This is a genomic window from Streptomyces sp. NPDC015144 (assembly GCF_043079735.1).
Classification (GTDB): Bacteria; Actinomycetota; Actinomycetes; order Streptomycetales; family Streptomycetaceae; genus Streptomyces.
In genome coordinates this window covers 864,628-887,568 of sequence record NZ_JBIBUU010000001.1, presented here as the reverse complement: position 1 = coordinate 887,568, position 22,941 = coordinate 864,628, and the positions used below count along the sequence as shown (strand labels likewise).

The window sequence follows — 22,941 nt, the reverse complement described above, 5'->3', positions numbered from 1 at the left end:
ACCTTCTCAGAGTTGTGCGAGCGCGGTGAGCTCTTGCTGGATGCAGGCGGAGAACCGGGCGATCCGGTGGCGGGTGAAGTGCCGGTGGCTGTAGCAGACGGAACCTTCGAGGACGCCGTCGACGATTTCCAGGACGACCTCGATGAGTGCCTCCGGCTGTGCCTCGGCGTCCTGCATGGGTGCGGGCGGCGGGTCCAGGAGGCGTACGGACGGCTGCTGGGTCAGCAGATGGTGCGGCGAGCGCTCTCCGTAGTAGTTCAGGTGGATCTGGGGTTGGCTCAGGTGCCGCAGCACCTGCGCGCCGGGGGTCCCGTCAGCGAGGTAGCGCAGCAGGCCGAAGGAGTTACGCAGCAGCGGGCGGCCGGGCAGCAGTCCGCCGACCCGCCGCAGGGCCTCGTGCGGTGTCTCCTCCGGTACGGCGTCGACGCGGACCGGGAACATCCCGGTGTACCAGCCGACGGCACCGCTGGGGTCGGGTTCGGGGCCCGCCACCGCGCCGTACCCGTCCCGGCCCTGGGTGAGGATGCCGAGCAGCAGGGGCCGGCCGTCGGCCCAGCGGTGGTAGGCCCGTGCCAGCGCGGTGGACAGCACGGCCTCCATCAGGGGGCGGCCCTCGTCGTCGCGCAGTTCCCGCAGCCGGGCGGTGGCGGCCGGGGCCAGGGAGAGCGGCAGCTTCCACTGGTCACCGCGGGTCGGGGGGCCCGGGTCGCGGTCCACGGGAACGGGCCGGAACCCGTCCAGCACCCGCGCCCAGTGCCCGGCCAGCTCCTGCACCTCGGGGCGGTGTGCGGCGGCGACCGAGGCGCGCGCCCAGGCGGCGAAGCCCGGCACCGGGGCGTCGTCCGACTCCTCGCCCAGCACGGCGTTTCCGTACGCGTGGTGGAAGTCCTCCATCAGCTGCTGCCACGAGTAGCCGTCGACGACGAGGTGGTGGACGGCGAACAGGAGCCTGCTGCGGCCGGGGCGCAGCCGGACCAGCGTCACCGACCACGGCGGTTCGTGTTCCAGTGCGGTCACCGCCCGGACGGTGCGTTCCAGCTCCGCGAGCCGTTCGTCGCGTTCGGCCGCGGACCGCTCCCGCAGATCGAGGACCTGGAAGGTGACGAGGTCGGGCCGTTCGGCGAGGTACTGCCGCCAGCCCTCCGCCGTGTGCTGCCAGCGCATGCGGAGCGCGCTGTGGCGCCGCGCGACCCACTCCAGGGCGGTGCGGACCGCCTCCGGGGCCAGATCCGTGTCCAGCTCCAGGTACTGGCACAGCTGCTCCAGCGCCGGATCGTCGCCGGTCCGCTCGAGGAACACCCGGGCCCTCGGCAGGATCGGCACCGGACCCGGCCCGTCGTCGAACGCGGTCGCGGGGGCAGGCCCCGCCGTCGCGGCCACGGCGGCGAGGTCGGCGAGCACGGGGTGGCGGAACAGGTCGGCCGGGCTGAGCGTGATGCCCTGGCCGGCCGCCTTGGCGACCAGCCGGAGGGCCCGCAGCGAGTCACCGCCCAGATCGAAGAAGTCGGCGGTCCGGCCCACCGCTTCGACGCCGAGCACGTCCTGCCAGACGCGTGCGAGCCGGGTCTCCATCGGTGTCCGCGGCGCGACGTGCCCGGCGCGGTCGGTGCCCCGGCCCGGGTCGTCGGCGACCTCCACGGTACGCAGCGCCTTGCGGTCCACCTTTCCGTTGGCGTTGAACGGCAGTCGGGCGACGCGGACGACCGCGGGGACCACCGGGGCGGGAAGGGTCCGGGCCGCGTGGCGGCGTACCTCCGCCGCGTCGAAGGCGTCCTCGGCACCGGGCCGGGCGGTGGTGTAGGCGATGAGCCGCTCGTCGCGCAGGACGACGCCGACCTGCTGGACGGCCGGATGGGAGCGTACGACGGACTCGACGTCCGCCACCTCGACGCGTACGCCGCGCACCTTGACCTGGTCGTCGTCACGGCCCCGGAATTCCAGCACGCCGTCGGTGCGCCACCGGGCCCGGTCGCCGGTGCGGTACATGCGGGTGCCATCGCCCGCGAACGGGTCGGGGACGAAGCGCGCCGCAGTCGTGCCCGGCTGGTCCACGTATCCCTGGGCCAGGCCGCCGCCACCGATGTGGAGGTCGCCCACGACGCCCGCCGGCACCGGGGACAGCGCCTCGTCGAGCACGTACATCCGCTCCCCCGGCAGGGGGCGGCCGATCGGCACCACGCCCCGGTCCAGGTGGGCGTCCGTCACCTCCAGCGCCGAGGACCAAATGGTGGTCTCGGTGGGGCCGTACCAGTTCTCCAGGCGCACCCCGCGTTGGAGCAGGGTCTCGGCGACGGGCGCGGGCAGCGCCTCGCCGCCGCACCAGCCGCGCAGCCCCGCCAGGTCGCCCGGGGTGTCGGCGAGCGCGCCCCAGACGGTCGGGGTGGCCTGCAACAGACCGGTACCGGCGGTGCGCAGGGCCGTCATCAGGGCGTCCGGGTCGAGCACGCCACCGGTGTCGTGCAGTACGAGGCGGGCCCCTACCGTCAGCGGGAGCAGCAGCTCCACGATCGAGATGTCGAATCCGGCGGTGGTGACGGCCAGCACGCTGTCCGCGCTGCTCCACTCCCCGGTCACGGCGTCGGCGAACACCGCCAGCGCCCGATGGGAGACGGCCACCCCCTTGGGGCGTCCGGTGGAGCCGGAGGTGAACATCTCGTACGCGACGGCCTCGGGAAGCACGGCCGCGTCGGCCGCGCCCGGCCGCCCCCCGGACGGTGCGTCCGCCCGGACCACGGCGGCACCGTGCGGTGCCCGGTCCCGGGTCCGCGCGTCCACCACGACGGCGCGCGGCCGGGCCGCTTCACCGATGAGTCCGGTGCGGGCGGCGGGCTGCGCGGGGTCCAGCGGCACGTACACACCGCCGCACCGCCATACGGCGACGACCGCGGCGATCAGTTCCATGCACCGGGGCAGGCAGACGGCGACCGGGTCGCCCGGCTCGACTCCCGCGGCGCGCAGGCCGTCCGCCATCCGGGCCGCGGCCGCGGCGAGTCCGGCGTACGTGTGCGTGCCCCGGGCGTCCGTGACGGCGGGAGCCGTGGGCCGCTCCGCCGCTCTGGTCCGGATACGGTCCGGAACGGGGAGCGGGGAGGGGGTGCCGGGCCGGCCCCGGCCCCACTCGTTCAGGACCGTGCGCCGCGCGTCCGGTCCGAGGACATGGCGGGAGGACAGCGGCTCCTCGGGCTCGGTGGCCAGCCATTTCAGCGCCGACCGGTACAGCTCCACCAGCTGGTCCGTCTCCCACGGTGCGAAGTGGCGAGGGGAGGCGGCCATGAGGAGCGCCAGGTGGCCGTGTGCCTCGTCGGTCCCGTGGTCGAAGGAGACGTACAGCGGATAGTTGGTCGGGGCGATCTCCTGGAACTCCCCGGAGAGCCGGACCGCCGACGAGCCCGGTGCGTCCTTGTGGAGTTCCCCGAGGGCGTGGAAGCGGGTGTAGTTGAAGACCGCGTTGATCAGCGGGCCGTGTGCGCTGCGGCGCTCCAGTGCCGCCCCGGGGTAGGTGCGGTGGCGCAGCAGCGCGGTCTCGGCGCGGAAGCACTCCTTGGCCAGGGTGGTGCCGGTGAGGCCCGCCGTCCGCAGCCGCACGGGAAGGGTGTTGAGGTACATGCCCCGGGTGTCCTCGGCTCCGGCCGTTTCCGGGCGGCCGTTGACGACCAGGCCGGTGAGCACGTCGTCCCGGCCGGTCCACAGGGCGAGTACGGCGACGTGCGCGGCGAGCAGGACGTCCTTGACGGGGGCTCCCAGCCGGCCGGCGAGCCGTTCGAGGCCCCGCTGGACGTCGAGCGGCAACGGGACGACGCGCCGTTCGGCGGCGGCGGACCGCTCGCCGCGCCGGACGGGCAGCTCCAGCGGCTCGGCCCCGGCCAGGGCCTCCTGCCAGAACGCACGTGCCGCCGGGTCGTCGAGGGCCTTGCGTTCGTCGGCCACGAAGTCGCGGAACAGTGTCGCGGGGGCCTCGGCGGCGGGCGGCTCGCCGCCGGCGAGCAGGGTTCCGTACGTGCCGAGGATCTCGGAGACCGTCGAGGTGAAGCTCCAGCCGTCGAGGATGGCGTGGCATTCGGTGACGCAGAACCAGAACAGGTCCCTGTCGGCCCGGTGCACGGTGATGCGGAAGAGCGGAGCGTTCCCGAGGTCCAGGGTCCGCCCCCGCTCCTCGCGCATCCACGCGTCCACGCGGGTGGCGGCGTCGTCGGGGGCCGGTGGCGCCCCGTTCCGGTCCCGCAGGTCGACCACGGTCACCGGTGGTTCGACCGAGCGGTGGACGAGTTGGAGGGGCTCGCTGTAGGAGGACAGGTCGAAGGACGTACGCAGGACGGCGTGGCGTGCCATCACCCGACGCACGGCGGCACGGAGCAGGCCCTCGTCCAGTGCGGCGCGCACCGCCACTCCGGTCACGTTCAGATAGGCGGCGTCGTCGAGCTGGTGGAAGACCATGCCCTGCTGGAGCAGGGTCAGCGGGTAGGCGTCCTCGCAGCTCTCGGGGAGCAGCGGCCGGTCGGCGGGGGCGGTCAGCTCGAAGGGGCGGGTGCCGGTGTGTTTCCGGGCGGCCGGCTCCGCTGCGAGGACGGCGAGTTCGGCCACGGTCTGGGCGGCGAAGACATCCGCGACGGAGATCCCCAGCCCCTTCTCCTGGGCGAGTGCGGCGACCTGTACGGCGCGGATCGAGTCGCCGCCGAGCTCGAAGAAGTTGTCGTCCGCCCCCACCCGCTCGCTGTGGAGCACCTCGGCCCAGATCGCGGCGACGGTCTCCTCGGACGCTCCGCGGGGGGCCCGGTACGCGGACCGGACGGCTTCGGCCAGGTGTACCTTCCGGGCGTTCTCCCGCAGTGCGCGGCGGTCCAGTTTGCCGTTGACCGTGCGGGGCAGGTCCGTGGCCAGGGTGAGGACGGGAACCATGTGCGCGGGAAGCCGGGCCGCCAGATGGGCCCGCAGTTCCGCGGCGTCCAGGCCGTCGTGCGCGGGGACGACGAAGGCGATCAGCCGGCCCTCGTCCGCGACCACACCGGTCGCGGCGACGGCGGGGTGGGCGGTCACGGCCGCTTCGACCTCGCCGGGCTCGACGCGGAAGCCGCGCACCTTCACCTGGGCGTCCGCGCGGCCCAGGTACTCCAGTTCGCCGTCGGCGAGCAGCCGGACGCGGTCGCCCGTGCGGTACATCGGGGTGCCGTCGGCCGCGAAGGGGTCCGGTACGAACCGGGTGCCGGTCAGCGCCTCCCGTCCCGCGTAGCCCTGGGCGACGCCGGCGCCGCCGACGTACAGCTCACCGGGGATTCCGGGCGGCAGCGTGCGTCCCCAGGGGTCGAGCACGTAGGCGGCCAGGTGCGGCAGCGGGACGCCGATCGGGCTGCCGGTCGTGGGCCGGTCCGCGTCCGCCCGGGTGATCTCCCGCAGGGTCACATGGACGGTCGTCTCGGTGATCCCGTACATGTTGACCAGCCGTGGCAGGTCGGCGACCGGCAGCCGGAACCACGGCCGCAGCGCGGTCGGCCTGAGCGCCTCGCCGCCGAAGACGACGGTGCGCAGCGCGGCGGGGAAGGGGGCGTGCGTGCCCGCCCAGAGGTGGACCAGCGAGTCGAAGGCGGTCGGGGTCTGGTTGAGCACGCTCACGCGCTCGTCGATGAGGAGCTTCAGGAACCGGTCGGGGGCGCGGGCGGTGTCCCGGTCGACGACCACGACGGTGCCGCCGGAGGTCAGCGGGCCCCATATCTCCCAGACCGAGAAGTCGAAGGCGATCGAGTGGAACAGCGTCCACCGGTCGGCCTCCCCGTACCCCAGTGCGGTGCGGCCCTCGGTCAGCAGGGAGGCGAGATTCCCGTGGGTCACGGTGACGCCCTTGGGGGCGCCGGTGGAGCCGGAGGTGTAGATGCGGTAGAGGGGGGTGCCCGGGGTCACGGGGTGGGGTGCGAAGTCCCGGGCGGTCGAGTCGTCCTCCGTCCCGTCCGGCGGGATGACGTCGAGGTGGCCTGCTCCGGCCCAGTCCGCGAGGGAGGGATCGCCCACGAGGACGGTGCAGCCCGCGTCCTGGAGCAGCGAGCGGAGCCGCAGCCTCGGGTGCTCCTCGTCCAGCGGCAGCGCGGTGAGCCCGGCCTTGGCCACGGCCAGCATCGCCACGACGAGGTCGGTGCCGCGCCGGGTCAGGACCGCGACCGGGACGCGCGGGTCGGTCGCCCGGCGGCCGATGCGCTGGGCCAGTGCCTCGGCCCGCCGGTTCAGGTCGCCGTAGTCGGTGCGGGTGGAGCCGTGCACGACGGCCTCGCGCTCCGGGTAGGCGGCGGCCTGCTCCTCGAACCAGCCGACGACGCCGCGAGGGCCGGGACGCGGCGGCGTGCGGCGGGTGCCGACGGGGAGCGGCGCCGGGGCGCCGAATCCGAGCGTGGACAGGGCGGCGTCGGGGGCCGCGACGGCTCCGGTGAGCAGTGCCTCGTAGCAGGCCAGCCAGGCACGGGCCGTGGTGGCCCGGACGAGGTCGCTGTCGTACTCCAGGTACAGGCGCGTGCCGTCGACGGCGTCCTCGACGGTGAGTGTGAGGTCGAACTTCGAGATGCCCAGGTCGACTTCGAGGCGCTCGGCGAGGAGCCCACCGGGCAGTTCCCCGGCGCCGGTCTCCGTACGACGGTGGCTGAACACGGCCTGGACGAGCGGCGGCCGGCTGCGCTCCCGTTCGACGTCCAACGCCTCCACCAGCCGCTCGAAGGGCAGGTCGCGGTGGGACACCGCTTCACTCGTCGAGCGGTGTTCGCGGGCGACGAGCTCGCGGACGCGCGGGTCGTCCGCGAGCGGTGTGCGCAGGCACACCATGTTCACGAAGTTCCCGACGTGGGGGGCGTCCTCGGCCCGCCGGGTGGTGACGGGGCAGCCGATCAGCAGGTCCCGCTCACCGGTGAGGACCTGGAGCAGGTAGCGGTAGAGCGCCAGATGCACGGACGAGGAGGTGACGCGCAGTTCGCGGGCGAACCCGGCGATGCCCGAGGTCAGCTCCGCGTCGAGCAGGCGCTCGATGCGGCGTCCGTTGTTGCCCCGTACCGCGGGGCGCGGGTGGTCCGAGGGCAGCTCGACGACGGTGGGGGCGTCCGCCACCCGCGCGCGCCACCAGTCCAGTTCCCGCTGCTCGACCACCGCCGGTCCGGTCACCCGGCGCGGGACCACGGGCCCCGCCGGGGCGCCCATGTACTGCCCGAACATCTGCGCGATGATCAGGTCGAGGCTGTCGCCGTCGCCCACGATGTGGTGGACGCAGAGACCGACCAGATGCTCGTTCTCCCCGGCGCGGGCCACGACCAGCCGTGCGAGCGGGCCGCCCGCGAGGTCGAACGGGCGGCGGGCCTGTCCGGCCAGCCACTGATGAGCCTCCCCGGGGGAGGCGAAGTCCTCACCGAGGACCGTCTCCGGGGACAGGTCGAGCGGGCTCAGCACCCGGGCCCGGGGATGGCCGCGCTCGTCCTCGAAGACCGTGCGCAGGGCCTCGTACCGGGAGACCACCGCGGTGAAGGCGTCGCACAGCCGCCGGACGTCCAGAGGTCCGGAGAGACGCACACCGGCCGCGATGTTGTACGCCGCGCTGTCCGGGTCCAGACGGTGCAGGAACCACAATCGGGTCTCGGCCGGGGTCAGCCGGGAGGCGATCGCGGCGCCGCCGTCCGGAGCTTCGCCGGAACCCGGGACGGCTGCACCGGCACGCGTGGCGGATTCCTGGTCGAGTCCATGAGCCTGCATCTCGGCGTCGAGCCGGCGCAGGAACTCGGGATCGTCGAAGACGTCGGTCATGGGTTCGCCTTTGCGGACAGGAGCAGTTGTTCGGCCACCTTCGCCACGCGCTCGGCGTTCGGGTTGGCCGCGCGGATCTTCGCGGACTGCTGTGCGATGGTCTGGGCGTCGAAGACGTCCGTCACGGACAGTTCGGTGCGCAGCACACGACGGATGCGGTCGACGATGCGCAGGGCGCTGATGGAGTCCCCGCCCAGGTCGAAGAAGTTGCTCTCGCGTCCCGGGGCGGCGACGGAGAGCGTCCCGGACCAGATCTCCGCGAGGACCTGCTCGACCGCGCCGACGGGCGGTGCTTCCGCCTCGGGTTCGGCCGACCGGGGGTCCGGCAGGGCCTTGCGGTCGGTCTTCCCGCTGGGGGTGAGCGGCAGGGCGTCGATGAATCCGACCGCGGGAACCATGTGGGCGGGCAGCCGTTCGGCGACGTATCCGCGCACATCCTCCCGCGTGGGTTTCCCCTCGCCCGGGACCACGTGGGCGATCAGCCGCCCGTCGCGGACGGCCACGGCGGCTTCCCGTACCTGCGGATGGCCGGTGAGCACGGCCTCGATCTCGCCGGGCTCGACTCGGAAGCCCCGCACCTTGACCTGGTCGTCGACGCGGCCGAGGAATTCCAGGGCCCCGTCCGGGAGCCCGCGCATCCGGTCGCCGGTGCGGTACATCCGCGCACCGGCCGGACCGAAGGGGTCGGGCACGAAACGCAGGGCGGTGGCCGCGGGGTCCTGGTCGTACCCCTGCGCGACGGTCCGGCCGGCGAGGTACAGCTCCCCCTCGGCGCCCGTCCGCGCGGGCCGCAGCCACTGGTCGAGCACATGGGGGACGACTCCGGGCACGGCGCGTCCGACCGGGACGCGCCGACGCGTGGTCTCCCGCGCCGTCGTCGGCGGGGACGGGAGGTCGTCGACGGGCTGGTCCGTGGCCCAGATCACCGTCTCCGTCGGCCCGTAGAGATTGTGCAGCCGCACTCCCCGGCGGTGGGCGCGCTCGGCGAGGGCGGGGCTGAGCGGTTCGCCACCGCAGCCGCCGGTCATTCCGGCCAGGTCCGCGTCGGTGGCGAGCAACTGCTCCCAGAGGCTGGGCACCGAGTACATGCGGGTGGCCCTCACCCGGTCGATGTGCGCGGCGAGTCCCGCGGGGTCGAAGACCGGGCCGCTGTCGTGGAGCACCACGCGGGCACCCAGCGACAGGGCGACCAGGAGCTCCAGTACGGACACGTCGAACCCGACGGTGGTCACCGCGATCAGCGTCTCGTCCGGCCCCCACGTGGGAGCGATGGCCTCGCGGAACGCCGCGAGCTCCCCGTGTCCCACCACCACGGCCTTGGGGACACCGGTCGATCCCGAGGTAAAGACGAGGTACGCGGCGTCGCCCGGTACCACCCGGAAGTCCGGGACGGAGACCGGCGGCACCCCGGTGGCATCCCGCGCGTCCCGGGCTTCCAGGGGCAGCACACGGACGTACGGGGGGAGTTCTCCGGCCGCCGACGCGTCGTCGGCGTGCACGACGACGACCGGTGCGCCGGACCGTTCGACGATGTGGCGGACGCGCCCGCGGGGGGTCCGCCGGTCGACGGGGACGTACACGGCGCCGCAGCGCATGATCGCCAGCAGGGCGACGACCGTCTCCGCGGTCCTGGGCAGGAAGGTGCACACCCGGTCACCACGCCCGACCCCCATCGCCGTCAACTCGGCCGCCGCTTCGGCGACTTCGCGTTCGAGCTGGGCGTGGGTCAGCTCCCGGCGGCCGTCCGCCACCGCGGGCCGGTCGCCGGGCAGGTCCGCGATCAGCCCCGGCAGGGAACGGAAGTCCCCGGCCGGGGGGTTGTCCGTGAACGCGGGTGGCTCGGCGTCCCCGGTGCCGAGGTCGTGCAGGGGGCGCCACGGGTCCTCGTCGAGCACGCGCAGCAGTGCGCCGACCGACCGGGCGAGGAAGCGGGCGTCGCCGTCCCCGACCAGGGTGGTGCTGTAGCGCACCTGGGCCCTGATCCGCTCCCCCTCCTCGTACACCTCCAGCGCGAGCGGGAACTGGGTGGTCCGGGAGTCCGGCTCCTCGGCGCGGAACACGGTGTCGCCGACGCTCACCTCGCCCCGGCTGCCCTCCCAGGCGACCAGGGTCTGGAACAGCGGCATGGCGGCGGTGTCCCGCTCCGGCGCGACCTCCCGGGCCAGTTGCTCGAACGGCAGGGAGCTGTCCTCGTACGCCTCGGCCAGCAGCCGCTGGGTGTGCCCGACATGGTCGGCGAGGGAACCCGTGGCCGGGAAGTGGGCCTTCACCGCGACGGTGTTGAGCAGCGGGCCCACCACCTCGTGCTGGTCCTCGCGGGTGCGCAGGGAGACCGGCAGCCCCACCGCGAAGCCGTCCTGCCCCGTCCACCGGTACACCGCGAGCTGCCACAGCGCGACCATGACGGCGTTCGGGGTGGCAGCGGTCCGGGCGGCGGCGCGGGTGAGCGCGTCGCTCTCGAAGGCCACCTCGGTGACCGCGCCCCTGTGGTCGAAGCCGTCCCTCGGGCTCAGCGCCTCCAGCGGGCGCACGCCTTCCAGCGCCGCCGCCCGGCGCCGCAGCATGTCGGCCGCCGACGCGGCGAGTCCGGCCTCCTGCCGTCCGGCCACATCGCTGTACTGCACGGCCATGGGCATCGGCTCCGTGCCGTGCGGGGCGTCCCGCGCGGTGTGTGCCGCGCAGCGGCGTACGAGCCCGCGCACGATCGTCCCGACGGACTCGCCGTCGCACGCGATGTGGTGCACGCACAGCAGCAACAGGTGGCGGGCGCCGTCGGACAGCAGCGCCGCACGCACCGGTCCTTCGGCCAGGTCGATCGGGAGCGCCGCCAGTTCGGCCGCCTGCTCACGGCACTGTGCCCAGGAGTCGCACCGGCGCGGCTCCAGGTCGGCCCGTATCCGGTCCCCGCTCACCGGCAGGACACGGCCCTGTGGCCCCTGCGCCGTCATACGGACGGACAGCCGCAGCGACTCGTGCGCGCCCAGGACGTCCTGGACCGCGCCGGCCAGGGCGTCGACATCCAGCGGCCCGTCGATCCGCAGGCCGATGGGGATGGTGTACGCCTGTGGCTCGGCGGAGTAGCGGGACAGGAAGAGGAACCGCCGCTGGGTGGCGGAGAGCGCGACAAGGGCGTCCGCCTCGGGGCGCCTCGGTTCCGGGAGCGCGTCCGCGGCGGTGTTCCCGGTCCCGGGATCGCTCGCCGGGATCCGGCGGATACGGGCGGCGAGTTCGCGCAGTACGGGGTGGTGGAAGACGGTCGCCAGGGACACCCGGCGGCCGAAGCGTTCGGTGCAGACCGCGGCGACCCGGGTGGCCAGCAGGGAGCTGCCGCCGAGCGCGAAGAAGTCGTCCTCCGCCCGGATGTCCGCCCTGCCGAGCAGTTCGCCCCAGATCCGGAGCAGCTCACCGGTGATCCCGTCGGCCGGGTCCGCGGGCAGCGCGGTCCCGGACGGCGACTCCCGATCCGCGGTGGCCCTCAGCGCCGCCCGGTCGACCTTGCCGCCCGAGGTGAGCGGGAGGGCGGAGGTGATCCTGATCCATCGCGGGACGGCGGCGGACGGCAGGTGGGCGGCGGCGAGGGTGCGCAGTTCGGCCTCGTCCACGGCGGTCCCGGCCTCGCACCGGGCCCAGGCGACCAGATGGGGCTGCGGCCGCGTGCGCAGCAGCACCACCGCCTCGTTGACCCGCGGGTGCCCGCGCAGTACGGATTCGACCTCGCCGAGCTCCGTACGGATGCCGGACAGCTTCACCTGGCCGTCCCGGCGGCCCCGGAACTCCAGGCGGCCGTCGTGCCGCAGGCGCACGACGTCGCCGGTGCGGTACATCCGCCGCCCGCCCCCCGCCCGGGGGTCGGGCAGAAAGCGCAGGGCCGTGGTTCGGGGGTCGTCCGGATAGCCCTCGGCGACGAGTCCGCCGAGGAAGAGCTCGCCGACGGCGCCCTCCTCCGCCGGACGGGCCTCCCGGTCCAGCACCTGGGCGTGGCGCCCCGGCATCGCCGTGCCCAGCGGCACGCACGCCCAGCGCGCGTCCTGCGGATCCAGCCCGCCGTGCACGGCGGTGATGACGGTCTCCGTCGGGCCGTAGACGTTGTTGAGCCGCGGGGTCGCGGAGACATGGCCGAACCAGGTGTCCAGCGCACCCTGGTCCAGTGCCTCTCCCCCGACGAGCAGTTCGCGCAGCGGCCCCTCGGCCAACGGCTCCAGGACCGCGCTCCCCCGGGCGCACAGCTCGTGCCAGTACGGGGTGGGGAGGTTGGCCACGGTAATCCGGCGGGCGGCCACCGCGGCCGCGAAGTCCGCCGGGTCCCACAGGTCGTCGCCCCGCAGCACCATGGTCGCCCCCGTGGTCAGGGCCACCACGGCCTGCTCGATCCATACGTCGAAGCCGTGCCCCGAGAACTGGAGGTACCGGTCGTCCTCGGTGATGCCGTACGCGAACGCCGCCGACGCGGCGTGCGCCAGCAGCGCGGCGCGCCGGACGAGCACGCCCCTGGGGCGCCCGGTGGACCCGGAGGTGTACAGGCAGTACCCGCCTGCCCGGTCGCACGACTCGGCCATGGGAACGGGCCGTCGGGGCCGCCCGCCGGCGCTCTCCCCCGTGATCACCAGCTCCGCCGGGGCACCGTGGTGTTCCGCTTCCGTGATCTGGACGCCCGGGCGGGCGGCGGCGAGGATCTGCTCGCTCCTGCCCCGCGGGGTGTCCGGGGGAACGGGTACGTAGACGGCCGCGGCGTCCAGGACGGCCAGCAGCGCCACCACGGAGTTCACCGAGCGCGCGGTGCGCACCGCGACCGGCTGTCCGGGCCGGACCCCGGCCGCGAGCAGGCGGTCGCGCAACGAGGCGACGCGGTCGCGGAGTTCGCCGTACGAGAGCGTCCCGCCGTCCGTCTCGACGGCGGTCCGTCCGGGGGTGCGGCCCAGCAGCTCCACCATCGTGGCCCGCTCCCGCGTGACCGTCGGAGCCCCGGTCGACGGCCGGGCCGCCGCCGCCCGTGAGCCGAGCGCGCCCACCGTCCGCTGCGGTCGCGCGCAGGCGGCGCGCAGCAGTTCGGTGTAGCGCCGGCCCAGGGCGGCCATGCTCTCCTCGCTGTAGCACTCCTTCTGGAAGATCAGCCGCGGGCGCATGACGCGCCCGTCGTCGGAGATCTCCAGGGCCACACCGTTCTCCGCCGCCGTCCGGGGCAGACCCGCCTCCAGCGTGGAGAACGCCGGGTCGACGGCGTACTTGTTGAAGATCACGCCGATCCGGGCGCCCCGCCCGTAGACCTCGGCCATCACCTCGTTGAAGGGAGCGTCCTGGTGTCGCAGCGCCTCGGTGATCCGCGAGCGGACCTGCTCGAACAGGGCCGACACCGGCTCCTCGGGGGACACGGTGACACGGAGCACCATGGTGTTGATGAACAGGCCCACCACCCCGAGCGAACCCTCGGAGTCGCGCCCGGAGACGGGCATGCCGAGCACCAGATCGGACCGGCCGCTCCAGCGGGCGACGAGCACCGCCCACACGGCGAGCATCACCATCTGGTCCATCAGCCCGGACCGGCGGGCGGTCTCCCGTACCTGGTCGGACAGTTCGACGGGGAGCGCGATGGGGTGGATACCGGCCGCGAAGTCCGGCTCGGCGGGCGGGACCAGGTCGGGCGGCAACGCCACCGGATCCGGTGCGCCGGACAGGGCGGCGACGGCTTCCTCGACCTGATGCCGGCGGTGTGCCTTGCGCGCCGCGCTTGCCTCCCATACCGCGAGGTCGGGATAGTCGAGCCCCGAGCCGGAGCCGGCCCCGCGCGTCAGCGCGAACATCAGGATGACCTGGAGGGACACCGCGTCCACCGTCAGGTGGTGGACGGCGACCAGCACGCGGGGCATGGCGTCGGGGAAGGTCACGAGACCCAGCCGGAAGAGGGGTTCCCCGGTCAGGTCGAACCGGTGTCCCAGCCATTCCCGCTCCAGCTCGGCCAGGCGCCGCGCGGTCGCGGGGTCGGCCTCGGGGCCCAGCTCGACGTGCTCGACGCGGAAGTCGCTCGCCGGGCGGAACCGGATGACGGGTCCGTCGTCGGTGACGACCACCCGTGACCGCAGCGCCGCATGCCGGGAGACCAGGCTCTCCAGCAGCAGTCGGGCCTCGGAGACCGTGATGCGCCGCTCCGGGCGGGCGGTGAACCCCAGCGTGAACAGCGGTGCTTCACCGGCCAGTTGGTCCGCCAGCCAGATGCGCTCCTGGGCCGGGGTCAGTGGCACCTCCTCGGGGAGGCCGCCCGAGGCGACCGGCCCCTGCGGGCGGGCGAGAGCGGTGTTCCCGCCCGCCAGCAGTTGGGCGAGCAGCGCCTGCTTCGCCGGGGAGAGGGAGCCGGGCCCCGTGGTCATGCCTTCTCCCCGCGCTCCAGCATGGCCCGGGCCTCCTCGTCGCTCATCTTCCCCAGGGCCTCGACCAGCCGGGACTCGACGAAGCCCGCCAGGGCCCGCACGGTCACGTACTCGAAGAGGTCGGCGACGGACAGCCGGACCGTCAGCCTGTCGGCGATGCGCGCGATGAGCTGCACCGCGACGAGCGAGGAGCCGCCGATCGCGAAGAACTCGTCGTCGATGCCGACCTCCGCCACGCCCAGGGCCTCGCCCCACAGCCGGCTGAGAACCTGCTCGACCTCGGTCTCCGGCGCGATGTACGGGGTGTCGAGGGTGCGGGCGGCCTGGCCGTCGGCGAAGGAGGTCCCGGCCTTGCTCAGCTCGGCCGTGCCGAAGGAGCGGGACCGGGCCAGGCGGCTGAACAGCCCCTCGGGGCAGACGACGACCTGTGCGCCGGGACGCTGGGCCAGGATGCGGCGGAAGATCTCCTGGCCCTCGACGGTGCGCAGCCGGTCGCTGGGCCGCTGCGAGGGCTCCGACCGGTCCGGTGCCTGGGCGCCGCCGGTGGGCTGCGTGGCGTCGAGGCGTACGGAACGCATCGTGTAGCCCTCGATGACCACGCAGGGCCGACCCGTCTCGTCGGTGACGGTGACGTCGACGTCCAGGAAGTCGGAGCGCTGCGGGTCGCTGTGGATCCGCTGGACGGCCCAGCAGTGCGTCGGCATGGGACGCAGGACGGTGACGGAACGGTAGGTGAACGGGAGGTAGTTGTGGTCGTCGAGACCGCCCGTGCCGAAGGACGTGGCCCGGTCCAGCAGGGACGGATTGATGACGAGGCCCTCGGTGTCGGCGTGCAGCTCCTGCGGCAGCGTCAGTTCCGCCAGCCCCTGGCCGCCCTCGCCGTGGTGGTAGGAGGTGACGACGTCCCAGCGGGGCCCGTACGTCATGACACCCACCTCCGACTCGTCGAGACCGGTGAGGTCCACCTCCCGCAGCGAGGCGCGCAGTGCGTCGAGGTCGACCGCGGCAGGTGCGGCGCCGGTGTGGACGCCCGCCCTGCCCCGGCAGTGCACGCGGCGGCCACCGCCGCCGTCGACGCTGTGGGCCGTCACCTCGAAGCCCCAGCCGTCGTCCCCGTCGGGGGTGAGCTGGATCCGGATGGTGGTGGCTTCGGGGACCGCGAGCGGGTCGATGAAGATGACCTCGGACAGGGTGATGTTCTCGGCGTCCGTGGTGTCCCGCACCGCCTCGCGGACCATCTCCAGCAGGCTGGTGCCGGGCATGACCCCGACGCCGTCGAGCTGGTGGTCGGTCAGCACCCAGTGGGAGCCGGGCCGGAATTCGCTCTCGTACTCGCGCAGGGTCACGTCGTCGTCGTACCGGCGGTGCGTGAGCGGGTGGCCGAGCGGGATGCTGCGGGCGCGCACCAGCTCCTTGATCCCCTGGGACAGGTTGCCGTCGGCCACCATGCCGACCTCGCTCCAGCCGGCCCAGTTGATGGACACGACATACGGGCCGGAGCCGTCGCGGTACGCGGCGAAGGCGTCCATGAAGGCGTTGGCCGCGGTGTAGTCGGAGTGGCCGTAGTCGCCGCAGATGGAGATGACCGAGGAGAACAGCGCGATGAAGTCGGGCTCGTCGCCGAGCAGACGGTCGAGCAGGACCGTGCCGGCCGTCTTGGGGCTGAGCACCGGCTCGGCGGCCTCCGGAGAGTGGATCTCCATCAGCGCGCCACCGGCCAGGCCGGCGGCGTGGATCACCCCGTTGACCGGGCCGAAGCGCTCCCGTGCGGCGCGCACGACCGCGGCCATGGCGGCCTCGTCCGCCGCGTCGGCCGTCCCCACCAGCACCTGGGCGCCGAGGGACTCCAGGTCCCGCACGCCGAGGATGCGCCGCCGGGTCTCCGCACCGGTCTCCGGGTCGGCCAGGACCGCGTCCCACTCCTCGGGCGCGGGCAGGGCGCTGCGTCCGACGAGGACGAGGCGGGCCCGGTGCCGGGCCGCGAGATCCCGGGCGATCTCGAGGCCGAGGCCGCCCAGGCCACCGGTGACGAGGTAGACGCCCTCGTCGCGCAGCAGGGTGGTCTCGGCCGGCTCGTTGTCGATCGGGCGGTGGTCGCGCACCCAGCGGCGCGCGCCGCGTGCCACCACGTGCTCGTCGGTGGACTGCCCGAGTTCACGCACGATGTTCCGGATCAGCCGGACGGGCTCGTCGGTGGACTGCACATCGAGGTGCCGGGCGTGCACCCCGGTCACCTCGGTCGAGATCGCCATGACCGGGCCGCGTGCGGTGGCCGCGTAGGGCACGGTGTTCTCGGATCCGGTGACGGCGTGGGCCCGGTCGGTCACCACCAGCAGGTCGAGCTTCTCGGGGGCGACGCGGATCAGGCCCTGGGCGAGGTGGAGCAGCCGGTCGTAGGTCCGCTGGGCGAGCGCGGGCGTCGCCTCTTCTGCGCCCGTGAACGCGCCTGCCGCGTACAGCACCCGGTCCGGCGCCTGCCCCGCGCCCCAGGCGGCTTCCAGCAGCTCGCGCACGCTCATCACGTCGTCGGGGTCGACGACGTAGCCGTCGCCGTCGCCGTCGTCGGAGAAGCCGAAGCCGCTGACGGCGGGGGTGACGAACGCACCGGTCGCCCGGCAGGCGTCGATCAGCTCATGGCCGCGCGTGTCGTCGTCGGTGATGACCAGCCAGGTCTCACCGAGGGCGCTGCCCGCCCGGTGCCGCTGGTGCGGCGACTCGATCCACACCGGCACGTACAGCGGGGCCTGGAGCGGCGGCTTCAGACCCTCCTGCCGTGCCAGGACGCTCTGGGGCGACTCGGTGCCGGGGTCGGGGTCGACCCAGCAGCGGCGACGCTCGTACGGGTAGGTGGGCAGCGGCACCTTGCGGTACGGGCGGCCGGTGACGCGGTCCCAGTCGAGGGGCACCCCGCAGGCCCACAGCCGGGCGGCGGCGGCCAAGACGAAGGCGCCGTCGTCGATCTTCTTGCCGGGGGAACGCAGCGTCTGGGCGGCGGTGACCTGGCCGCCGTCGACCATGGCGTGCTGACGGGCGAAGGACGACAGGGCCTGCCCCGCCCCCACTTCGAGCAGCGCGAGCCCGCCCCGCTCGGCCAGCGTGTCCAGCCCGGCGGCGAACCGGACCTCGCCGCGCAGGTGCCGGACCCAGTAGTCGGGGTCGGTGGCCTCCTGCTCGGTGATCCAGTCACCGGTGACGTTCGAGATGTACGGGAGGGCGGGCGCCGACAGCGGGACCGAGGCGACGAGCTCCCGGAACTGCTCCAGGACCGGGTCCATCATCCGGCTGTGGAACGCGTGCGACGTGCGCAGCACGGTCGCCTGGAGCCCCATCTCCGCCAGGATCTCGCGCAGTCGGTCCACGCCCTCCCGGGTGCCCGAGACCACGCTGGCCGACGGCGAGTTCGACGCGGCGAGCTGGACCTCGCCGGCCAGCTCCGGGTCGTCGAGCAGCGGGCGTACCGCCTCCGCGTCGAGCGGCAGGGCGAGCATCGCGCCCCGCGGCAGCTCCTGCATCAGCGCACCGCGACCGGCCACGAGCCGCAGGGCGTCCTCCAGTTCGAGGACACCGGCGAGGGTGGCGGCCACGTACTCGCCGACGCTGTGGCCGATCATGGCCGCCGGGCTGATCCCCCAGGACTGCCACAGCTGGGCCAGGGCCCAGTCGACGGCGAAGGTCACGGGCTGGGTGATCCGGGTCTCGGCGAGCTGCGCCGCGGCGTCGCCTTCACCGGCACCGTCGGCTTCGACGTGCAGCAGCCCGCGCACATCGACGTCCAGCACCTTGTCGAGCACCTCGGCGCAACGGTCCAGCGCTTCCCGGTAGACGGGCTGGGTGCGGTACAGCCCCAGGGCCATGCCCGGGTACTGGGCTCCCTGGCCCGGGAAGAGGAAGGCGACCTCCTGCGGCTTGCCGCCCCGGCCGTCGACGGTGAGAGCGGGGTTCCCCTGACGGCGCAAGGCCGCGACGGCCTCTTCGGGGGTGGCCGCGACGACGGCGCGCCGGTGGTCGTGCCGGCCGCGCCCGTTCTGCAGCGTGCCCGCGATGTCCGCCAGGTTGCCGCCCTCGGTCTCCAGATGTGCGGCCAGGTCCGCGACGACCTGCTCCAGCGCGTCCGCGCTGCGCGCCGACAACGGAAGTACGTGGTGGGCCCGGTCGTCCTCGGGCTCTGCCAGGCGCTCCGGCTCCGGGGCGCGCTCCAGGATGGCGTGGGCGTTGGTGCCGCCGATACCGAAGGAGCTGATCGCGGCACGCAGCGGGGTGCCGTCCTGCTCCCAGCGCGTGGTCTCGCGCTGGAGACGGAAGGGGGTCTTGTCGAGTTCGAGGGCCGGGTTGATCTCGGTGCAGTTGATGCTGGCCGGGAGGATCCCCTCGCGCAGGGCGTAGGCCGCCTTGATCAGGCTGGCGACGCCGGCCGCCGGACCGAGGTGTCCGACGTTGCCCTTCAGCGAGGCGAGGGCGCAGAAGCCGCGCTCGGAGGTGTGCTGGGCGTACGCGTCGGTGATCGCGCTGAGCTCGATGGGGTCCCCGACGACGGTGCCGGTGCCGTGGGCCTCCAGGTATCCGATCGTCCGCGGGTCGACCTCGGCGTCGCTGAGTGCGTCGAGGATGAGTTCGGTCTGGCCGTGGACACCGGGGGCGGTGAAACCGGCCCGGTCGTCGCCGTCGTTGTTCACGGCGGAGCCGCGGATGACGGCGTGGATGGTGTCTCCGTCCTTGAGTGCGTCCTCCAGGAGCTTGAGCACCACGACGCCGCCGCCGTTGGAGAAGATCGTGCCGCTGGCGTTCGCGTCGAACGGCCGCACGTGCCCGTCGGCGGAGTAGATGCTGCCTTCGGCGTGCGTGTAGCCGGAGCCGAGCGGAAGGTCGATCTGCGCGCCCCCGGCCAGAGCCACCTCGCACTCGCCGCTGCGCAGGCTCTGCGCGGCCAGGTGAACGGCGGCGAGCGAGGTGGAGCACGCCGTGTAAATGGAGATGCTCGGCCCCAGGAACCCGAACTTGTACGAGACGAGCGGGGCGACGTAGTCCGGGTAGTTGCCGACGGTGACGCTCATGGCGCCGGTGGCCCGCATGACCGCCGCGTTCTCGTACACGTAGTCCTCGCGGTACGGACTGTTCGCGGTGCCGCCGAAGACCCCGACCCGCCGCGTCATGCGGCGGTGGTCGTAACCGGCGTGCTCGAGGGCGGTGTTGGCGAGTTCCAGGAACAGGCGGTGCTGCGGGTCCTTGATCTCGGCCTCGCGCTGGGTGAGGCCGAAGAACCCCGGGTCGAAGCCGTCGAGTTCCGACGCCGAGTAGGAGGCCGACACGTACGTGTCCGAGGTGTACTCGGCCTCGGACACCCCCGCCTCGCGCAGCTCCTCGGGAGTACGCCACTCGACGGACTCCACACCGTCGCAGAGGTTCCGCCAGAACTCGTCCGCGGTATCGGCGCCCGGGAATCGTGCGGCCATTCCGACAACAGCTATGTGATCGCTGCGCAGCGACATACCCCACCCAGTCTCGAAACGTGGCAGGTGCCTGGCACCCCGCCCTCGGTACGTCCAGTCCGGCGCTCCGGACGACGGGCATCAGTGAATACCAGCCAACCGGTGAAGATCTTCCCTCGTGCCGGAACCTGCATCGTCGCGCGTGTTTGCAACCGCATCGCGCGGTCCGACCCGCAACAACTCCGTGCGATGGTGCGGGACATGGGGCCGACCGGAAGCAAGGCCGTACCGCGACCCGTGTCAAACGACGAGGGCGAGATCCTCGGCAGGATCGCGCGGGGCCCGGGGGCGCCGTGGGGATCGCTCCGGGACGGCTGGGAGCGCATGCCGGCCGCTGTCGTCGAGGGAGTGGCCGTCGAAGCGATCCGGTTCGAGCAGAGGCCCAGCCGGACGTCCACCATGCGTGCGTCGGCACGGTTCTGATGGCACGTCATCCCAGGAAGCGGCTGTGCTCCGACGTGGTGGGCACGCCGACCATGTGCTGATGCGGGAACGCGGTCGTCACCGGCCGACCACCGTCCCGCCGCCAACGCCGTGGCGCTCCGCGACCACCGCCGGGCCGGGTTCCAGTCGGTGGGCATCAAGCGAGGGACCGGCGCCCTCACCGGACAGGCGTCGGGCAGAACGGCCCGCCCATGGACCCGCTCGCCGAGGAGCCGGCTGATCGGGACCACCGCCGTCGGACCCGGGAACGGGGCTTCTCGCGGTTTCGCACCCGAAACGGCCAGGCAGGCTTGGAGGCCCCAGGAGCAGCGGATCGGGCGGGAAGATCTGGCCAATGTTTCGGCGGGAGGTGTCACAGCGGGCAACCACTCGAAGCCCTGGGCACTCCGGCTGGGAGGAAGCATGCCCAAGTGGTCGAGCTCCTGTGCCCGGTGGTGGCGTGGCACCCGGCCGAAGGGCGAGTTGACCTTCAAGTGGGATGAACGTCGACAATCGGGGCCATGGACGGCACCACGGAACTACTGAGCATCAGCGTCTTCGCGCGGCGGGTCGGTCTCGCTCCGAGCGCCCTGCGTTTCTACGACGACTGCCGCGTTCTGCGGCCGGCGTGGGTCGACAGGGCGACGGGATACCGCTTCTACAGCCCTGCGCAGGAGGCCCGGGCCGTCCTCCTGCGCGGTCTGCGAGAAGCGGGACTGCCGCTGGCTGAGGTCACCGTGGTGCTCGACGGGCCCGAGCACGAGGGCAGAGAGGTGCTGGAGCGGCACTTGGAGAGGATGCGGGAGCGGACACGGACGGCCGAGGACGCCATCGCCGTGGTCCTGCGTTCCCTCTCGACCGCGGACAGCATGACGGAAGCGCGAATCGGTGGTGCGGAGCTGGCCAGTGCGGTACGCCAGGTGGTACCGGCTGCGGCTTCCGACGTGGAACTCCCCGCGCTGGGCCGCGTCCTCATCGAGATCGGTGACGGCGAGGTCCGTCTGGTGGCCACCGATCGCTATCGCCTGTCGATGCGCGTCCTGAGGCCGACCGCACTCGACGGAGGTCCCTGCCGCCTTCTGGTGCACGCGGCCGACCTGATCGAGTTCGGGCAATGGGCGGCACGCGTCCACGAGGTCACCATCCAGGTCGGACCGGACGGCGCCCGAGCACGCGGTACGTCGGAGTCCCGTGTCCTGGTGACGACCGATGACCTGTTCCCCGCCTACCGCGAGATGCTCTCGGCCCTGGCCCCGACCGAATACCGCGTGATCGTGGATCGCCCGGCCCTCCGTGACGCGGTCGACAGCCACGGAGAGGCTGCACGCATCGCTCTGAGCTTCGCCGACGATGAGCTGGTCGTCTCCCTTGCCGATCACTCCGACGCCGTCACCCTGCCCGCGGTCTGCCATGAGCACCTGCCCCGGCGGATCGGGTTCGATCCCGCCGTCCTGGCTCCCGCCCTGGAGGCCAGTGTCGGTCCCGACGTGCTGCTGGAGATCTCCGCCGTGGACCAGCCTGTCGTGCTGCGCTCCGCAGACCAGGGCAGCTTCACCACGCTGGTCATGCCCGTCGCTCTCGACGCCCCCATCTGATCCTTTCCCACCACCACACCCCCCATCACCTCAGGAGAACCGTGACCGCCCCGGAGAACACCGTCATCCAGCTGTGCGCGCAGGGGATGCAGGCCGAGACCGAAGGACGAGACGTCCGAGCACGGGAGCTGTTCCTACAAGCGTGGGAAGCGGCCGAGGACGACTACGACGCCTGCATCGCCGCGCACTACCTCGCCCGGCACCAGCCGACCCCGCAGGAGACCCTGCGCTGGAACCAGGAGTGCCTGACCCGGGCCGACCGGGTCGGCGACGCGCGTGTCCGCGGCTTCTACACCTCGCTTCACGCCAACATGGCCCGGGCCCACCGGGACCTGGGCCAGATCGAGCAGGCCCGCGAACACTTCGAGTCCGCCGCCGAACACATCGACGACGTCCCGGCCGGCCCCCACAACCAATGGCTGCGCTACCGCATCGCCGCAGGACTGCGCGCCACTGCCCGGCCCGCGCCACAGCAGCACGACGACCCGGTCGGCCTGCTCCTCACCACGCTCTGCGCCCGCACCGACCTCGAAGCCCTGAGCCTGCTGCTGCCCCCGTACATGGGCAGCCTCGGAACACCCGGGGATGAGGAACGCATCACCACCGCCCTCCGCATGCTCCACGCCGAGCGCCGCCTTCCCGACGAGGAGCAGACCGCCCTCGGCCACGCCATCGAAGTCCGGTCCGCCGCGTGACGCGCCCCGCCCCTCGGTGACCCGCAAGATGCGAACGTCGACCGACGGGCTTTCAGCGGCCTTGATGGCCCGCCGACCTGGCGGTCGGCCCGGGAAGAGGCGCCTGATCCGGGCTTCTGGTCCGTCAGGCGCCTTCCTCCTCCCGGGCGGTCGCTACGGCAGGACTTCCTCCGTCACCTCGATGTGGCCCTGGTCCGGGTCGATGACGCCGCCGAGGCGCTGGAAGGCGCCGTCGGTGAGGTCGAGGCACTTGGGTTCTTGCGGAGTCTGGGCGAAGGTGCCCCGGTCGTTGACGCGGACGACGAGGGAGGCTCCGTTCGCGGTGTTGGTGACCTTCACCAGTGTGTTGAAGGGGAGTTGCGGGTCGCGGGTGAGCGAGGTCGCCGCGGTGTCGGCGTTGTTGTCGAAGATCTCGCCGCTGGCGGTGTAGGAGCCGGGCGGGATGGGGCCGTAGTGCGTCGCCCAGCAGGTGCCGGCGAGCGGGACGGCGGGCGCGGCGGAGCCGGCCGGTGCGGCGGCGACCACCCCGGCGAGGACCGTGGCGCCGACGGCCAGACGGGCGAGAGGGAGAGGACGGAGCATGGCTGCTGCCTTTCCGTTGCGGGGATGCGGGACG

The 22,941-nt window shown here is 73.3% G+C and carries 6 protein-coding genes; 2 read left to right on the top strand and 4 right to left on the bottom strand.

The features are described from left to right. Positions 1–6: 6 nt before the first annotated feature. Genes ACF08W_RS03685 through ACF08W_RS03675 form a run of 3 tightly spaced genes read right to left on the bottom strand, consistent with a single transcriptional unit; the run spans position 7 to position 19,612 of the window. Positions 7–7,764 (bottom strand): amino acid adenylation domain-containing protein, encoded by a 7,758-nt coding sequence (locus ACF08W_RS03685; RefSeq protein WP_392278276.1) that lies wholly within the window; start codon positions 7,762–7,764, stop codon positions 7–9. Further along, the gene (locus tag ACF08W_RS03680; RefSeq protein ID WP_392278275.1) at positions 7,761–14,126 is read right to left on the bottom strand and encodes an amino acid adenylation domain-containing protein; all 6,366 of its coding nucleotides are present in this window, start codon (positions 14,124–14,126) and stop codon (positions 7,761–7,763) included. Before ACF08W_RS03680 ends, ACF08W_RS03685 begins: the two co-directional genes overlap by 4 nt. Then, positions 14,123–19,612 (bottom strand): SDR family NAD(P)-dependent oxidoreductase, encoded by a 5,490-nt coding sequence (locus tag ACF08W_RS03675; protein WP_392278274.1) that lies wholly within the window; start codon positions 19,610–19,612, stop codon positions 14,123–14,125. Before ACF08W_RS03675 ends, ACF08W_RS03680 begins: the two co-directional genes overlap by 4 nt. A gap of 944 nt (positions 19,613–20,556) precedes the next feature. On the opposite strand from ACF08W_RS03675, the gene ACF08W_RS03670 reads away from it, so the two are divergent. Together ACF08W_RS03670 and ACF08W_RS03665 are read left to right on the top strand one after the other, a co-directional pair. After that, complete coding sequence (locus ACF08W_RS03670; protein WP_392278273.1) at positions 20,557–21,630, top strand: MerR family transcriptional regulator; 1,074 nt, start codon at positions 20,557–20,559, stop codon at positions 21,628–21,630. A gap of 41 nt (positions 21,631–21,671) precedes the next feature. Next, entirely contained in the window at positions 21,672–22,325 is a 654-nt protein-coding gene (locus ACF08W_RS03665) for a hypothetical protein (RefSeq protein ID WP_392278272.1), read from the top strand. A gap of 153 nt (positions 22,326–22,478) precedes the next feature. On the opposite strand, the gene ACF08W_RS03660 is transcribed toward ACF08W_RS03665, so the two are convergent. After that, positions 22,479–22,907 carry a septal ring lytic transglycosylase RlpA family protein gene (locus tag ACF08W_RS03660; protein ID WP_392278271.1) on the bottom strand — a complete coding sequence of 143 codons (429 nt, stop codon included), beginning with the start codon at positions 22,905–22,907 and terminating at the stop codon, positions 22,479–22,481. Positions 22,908–22,941: the final 34 nt, after the last annotated feature.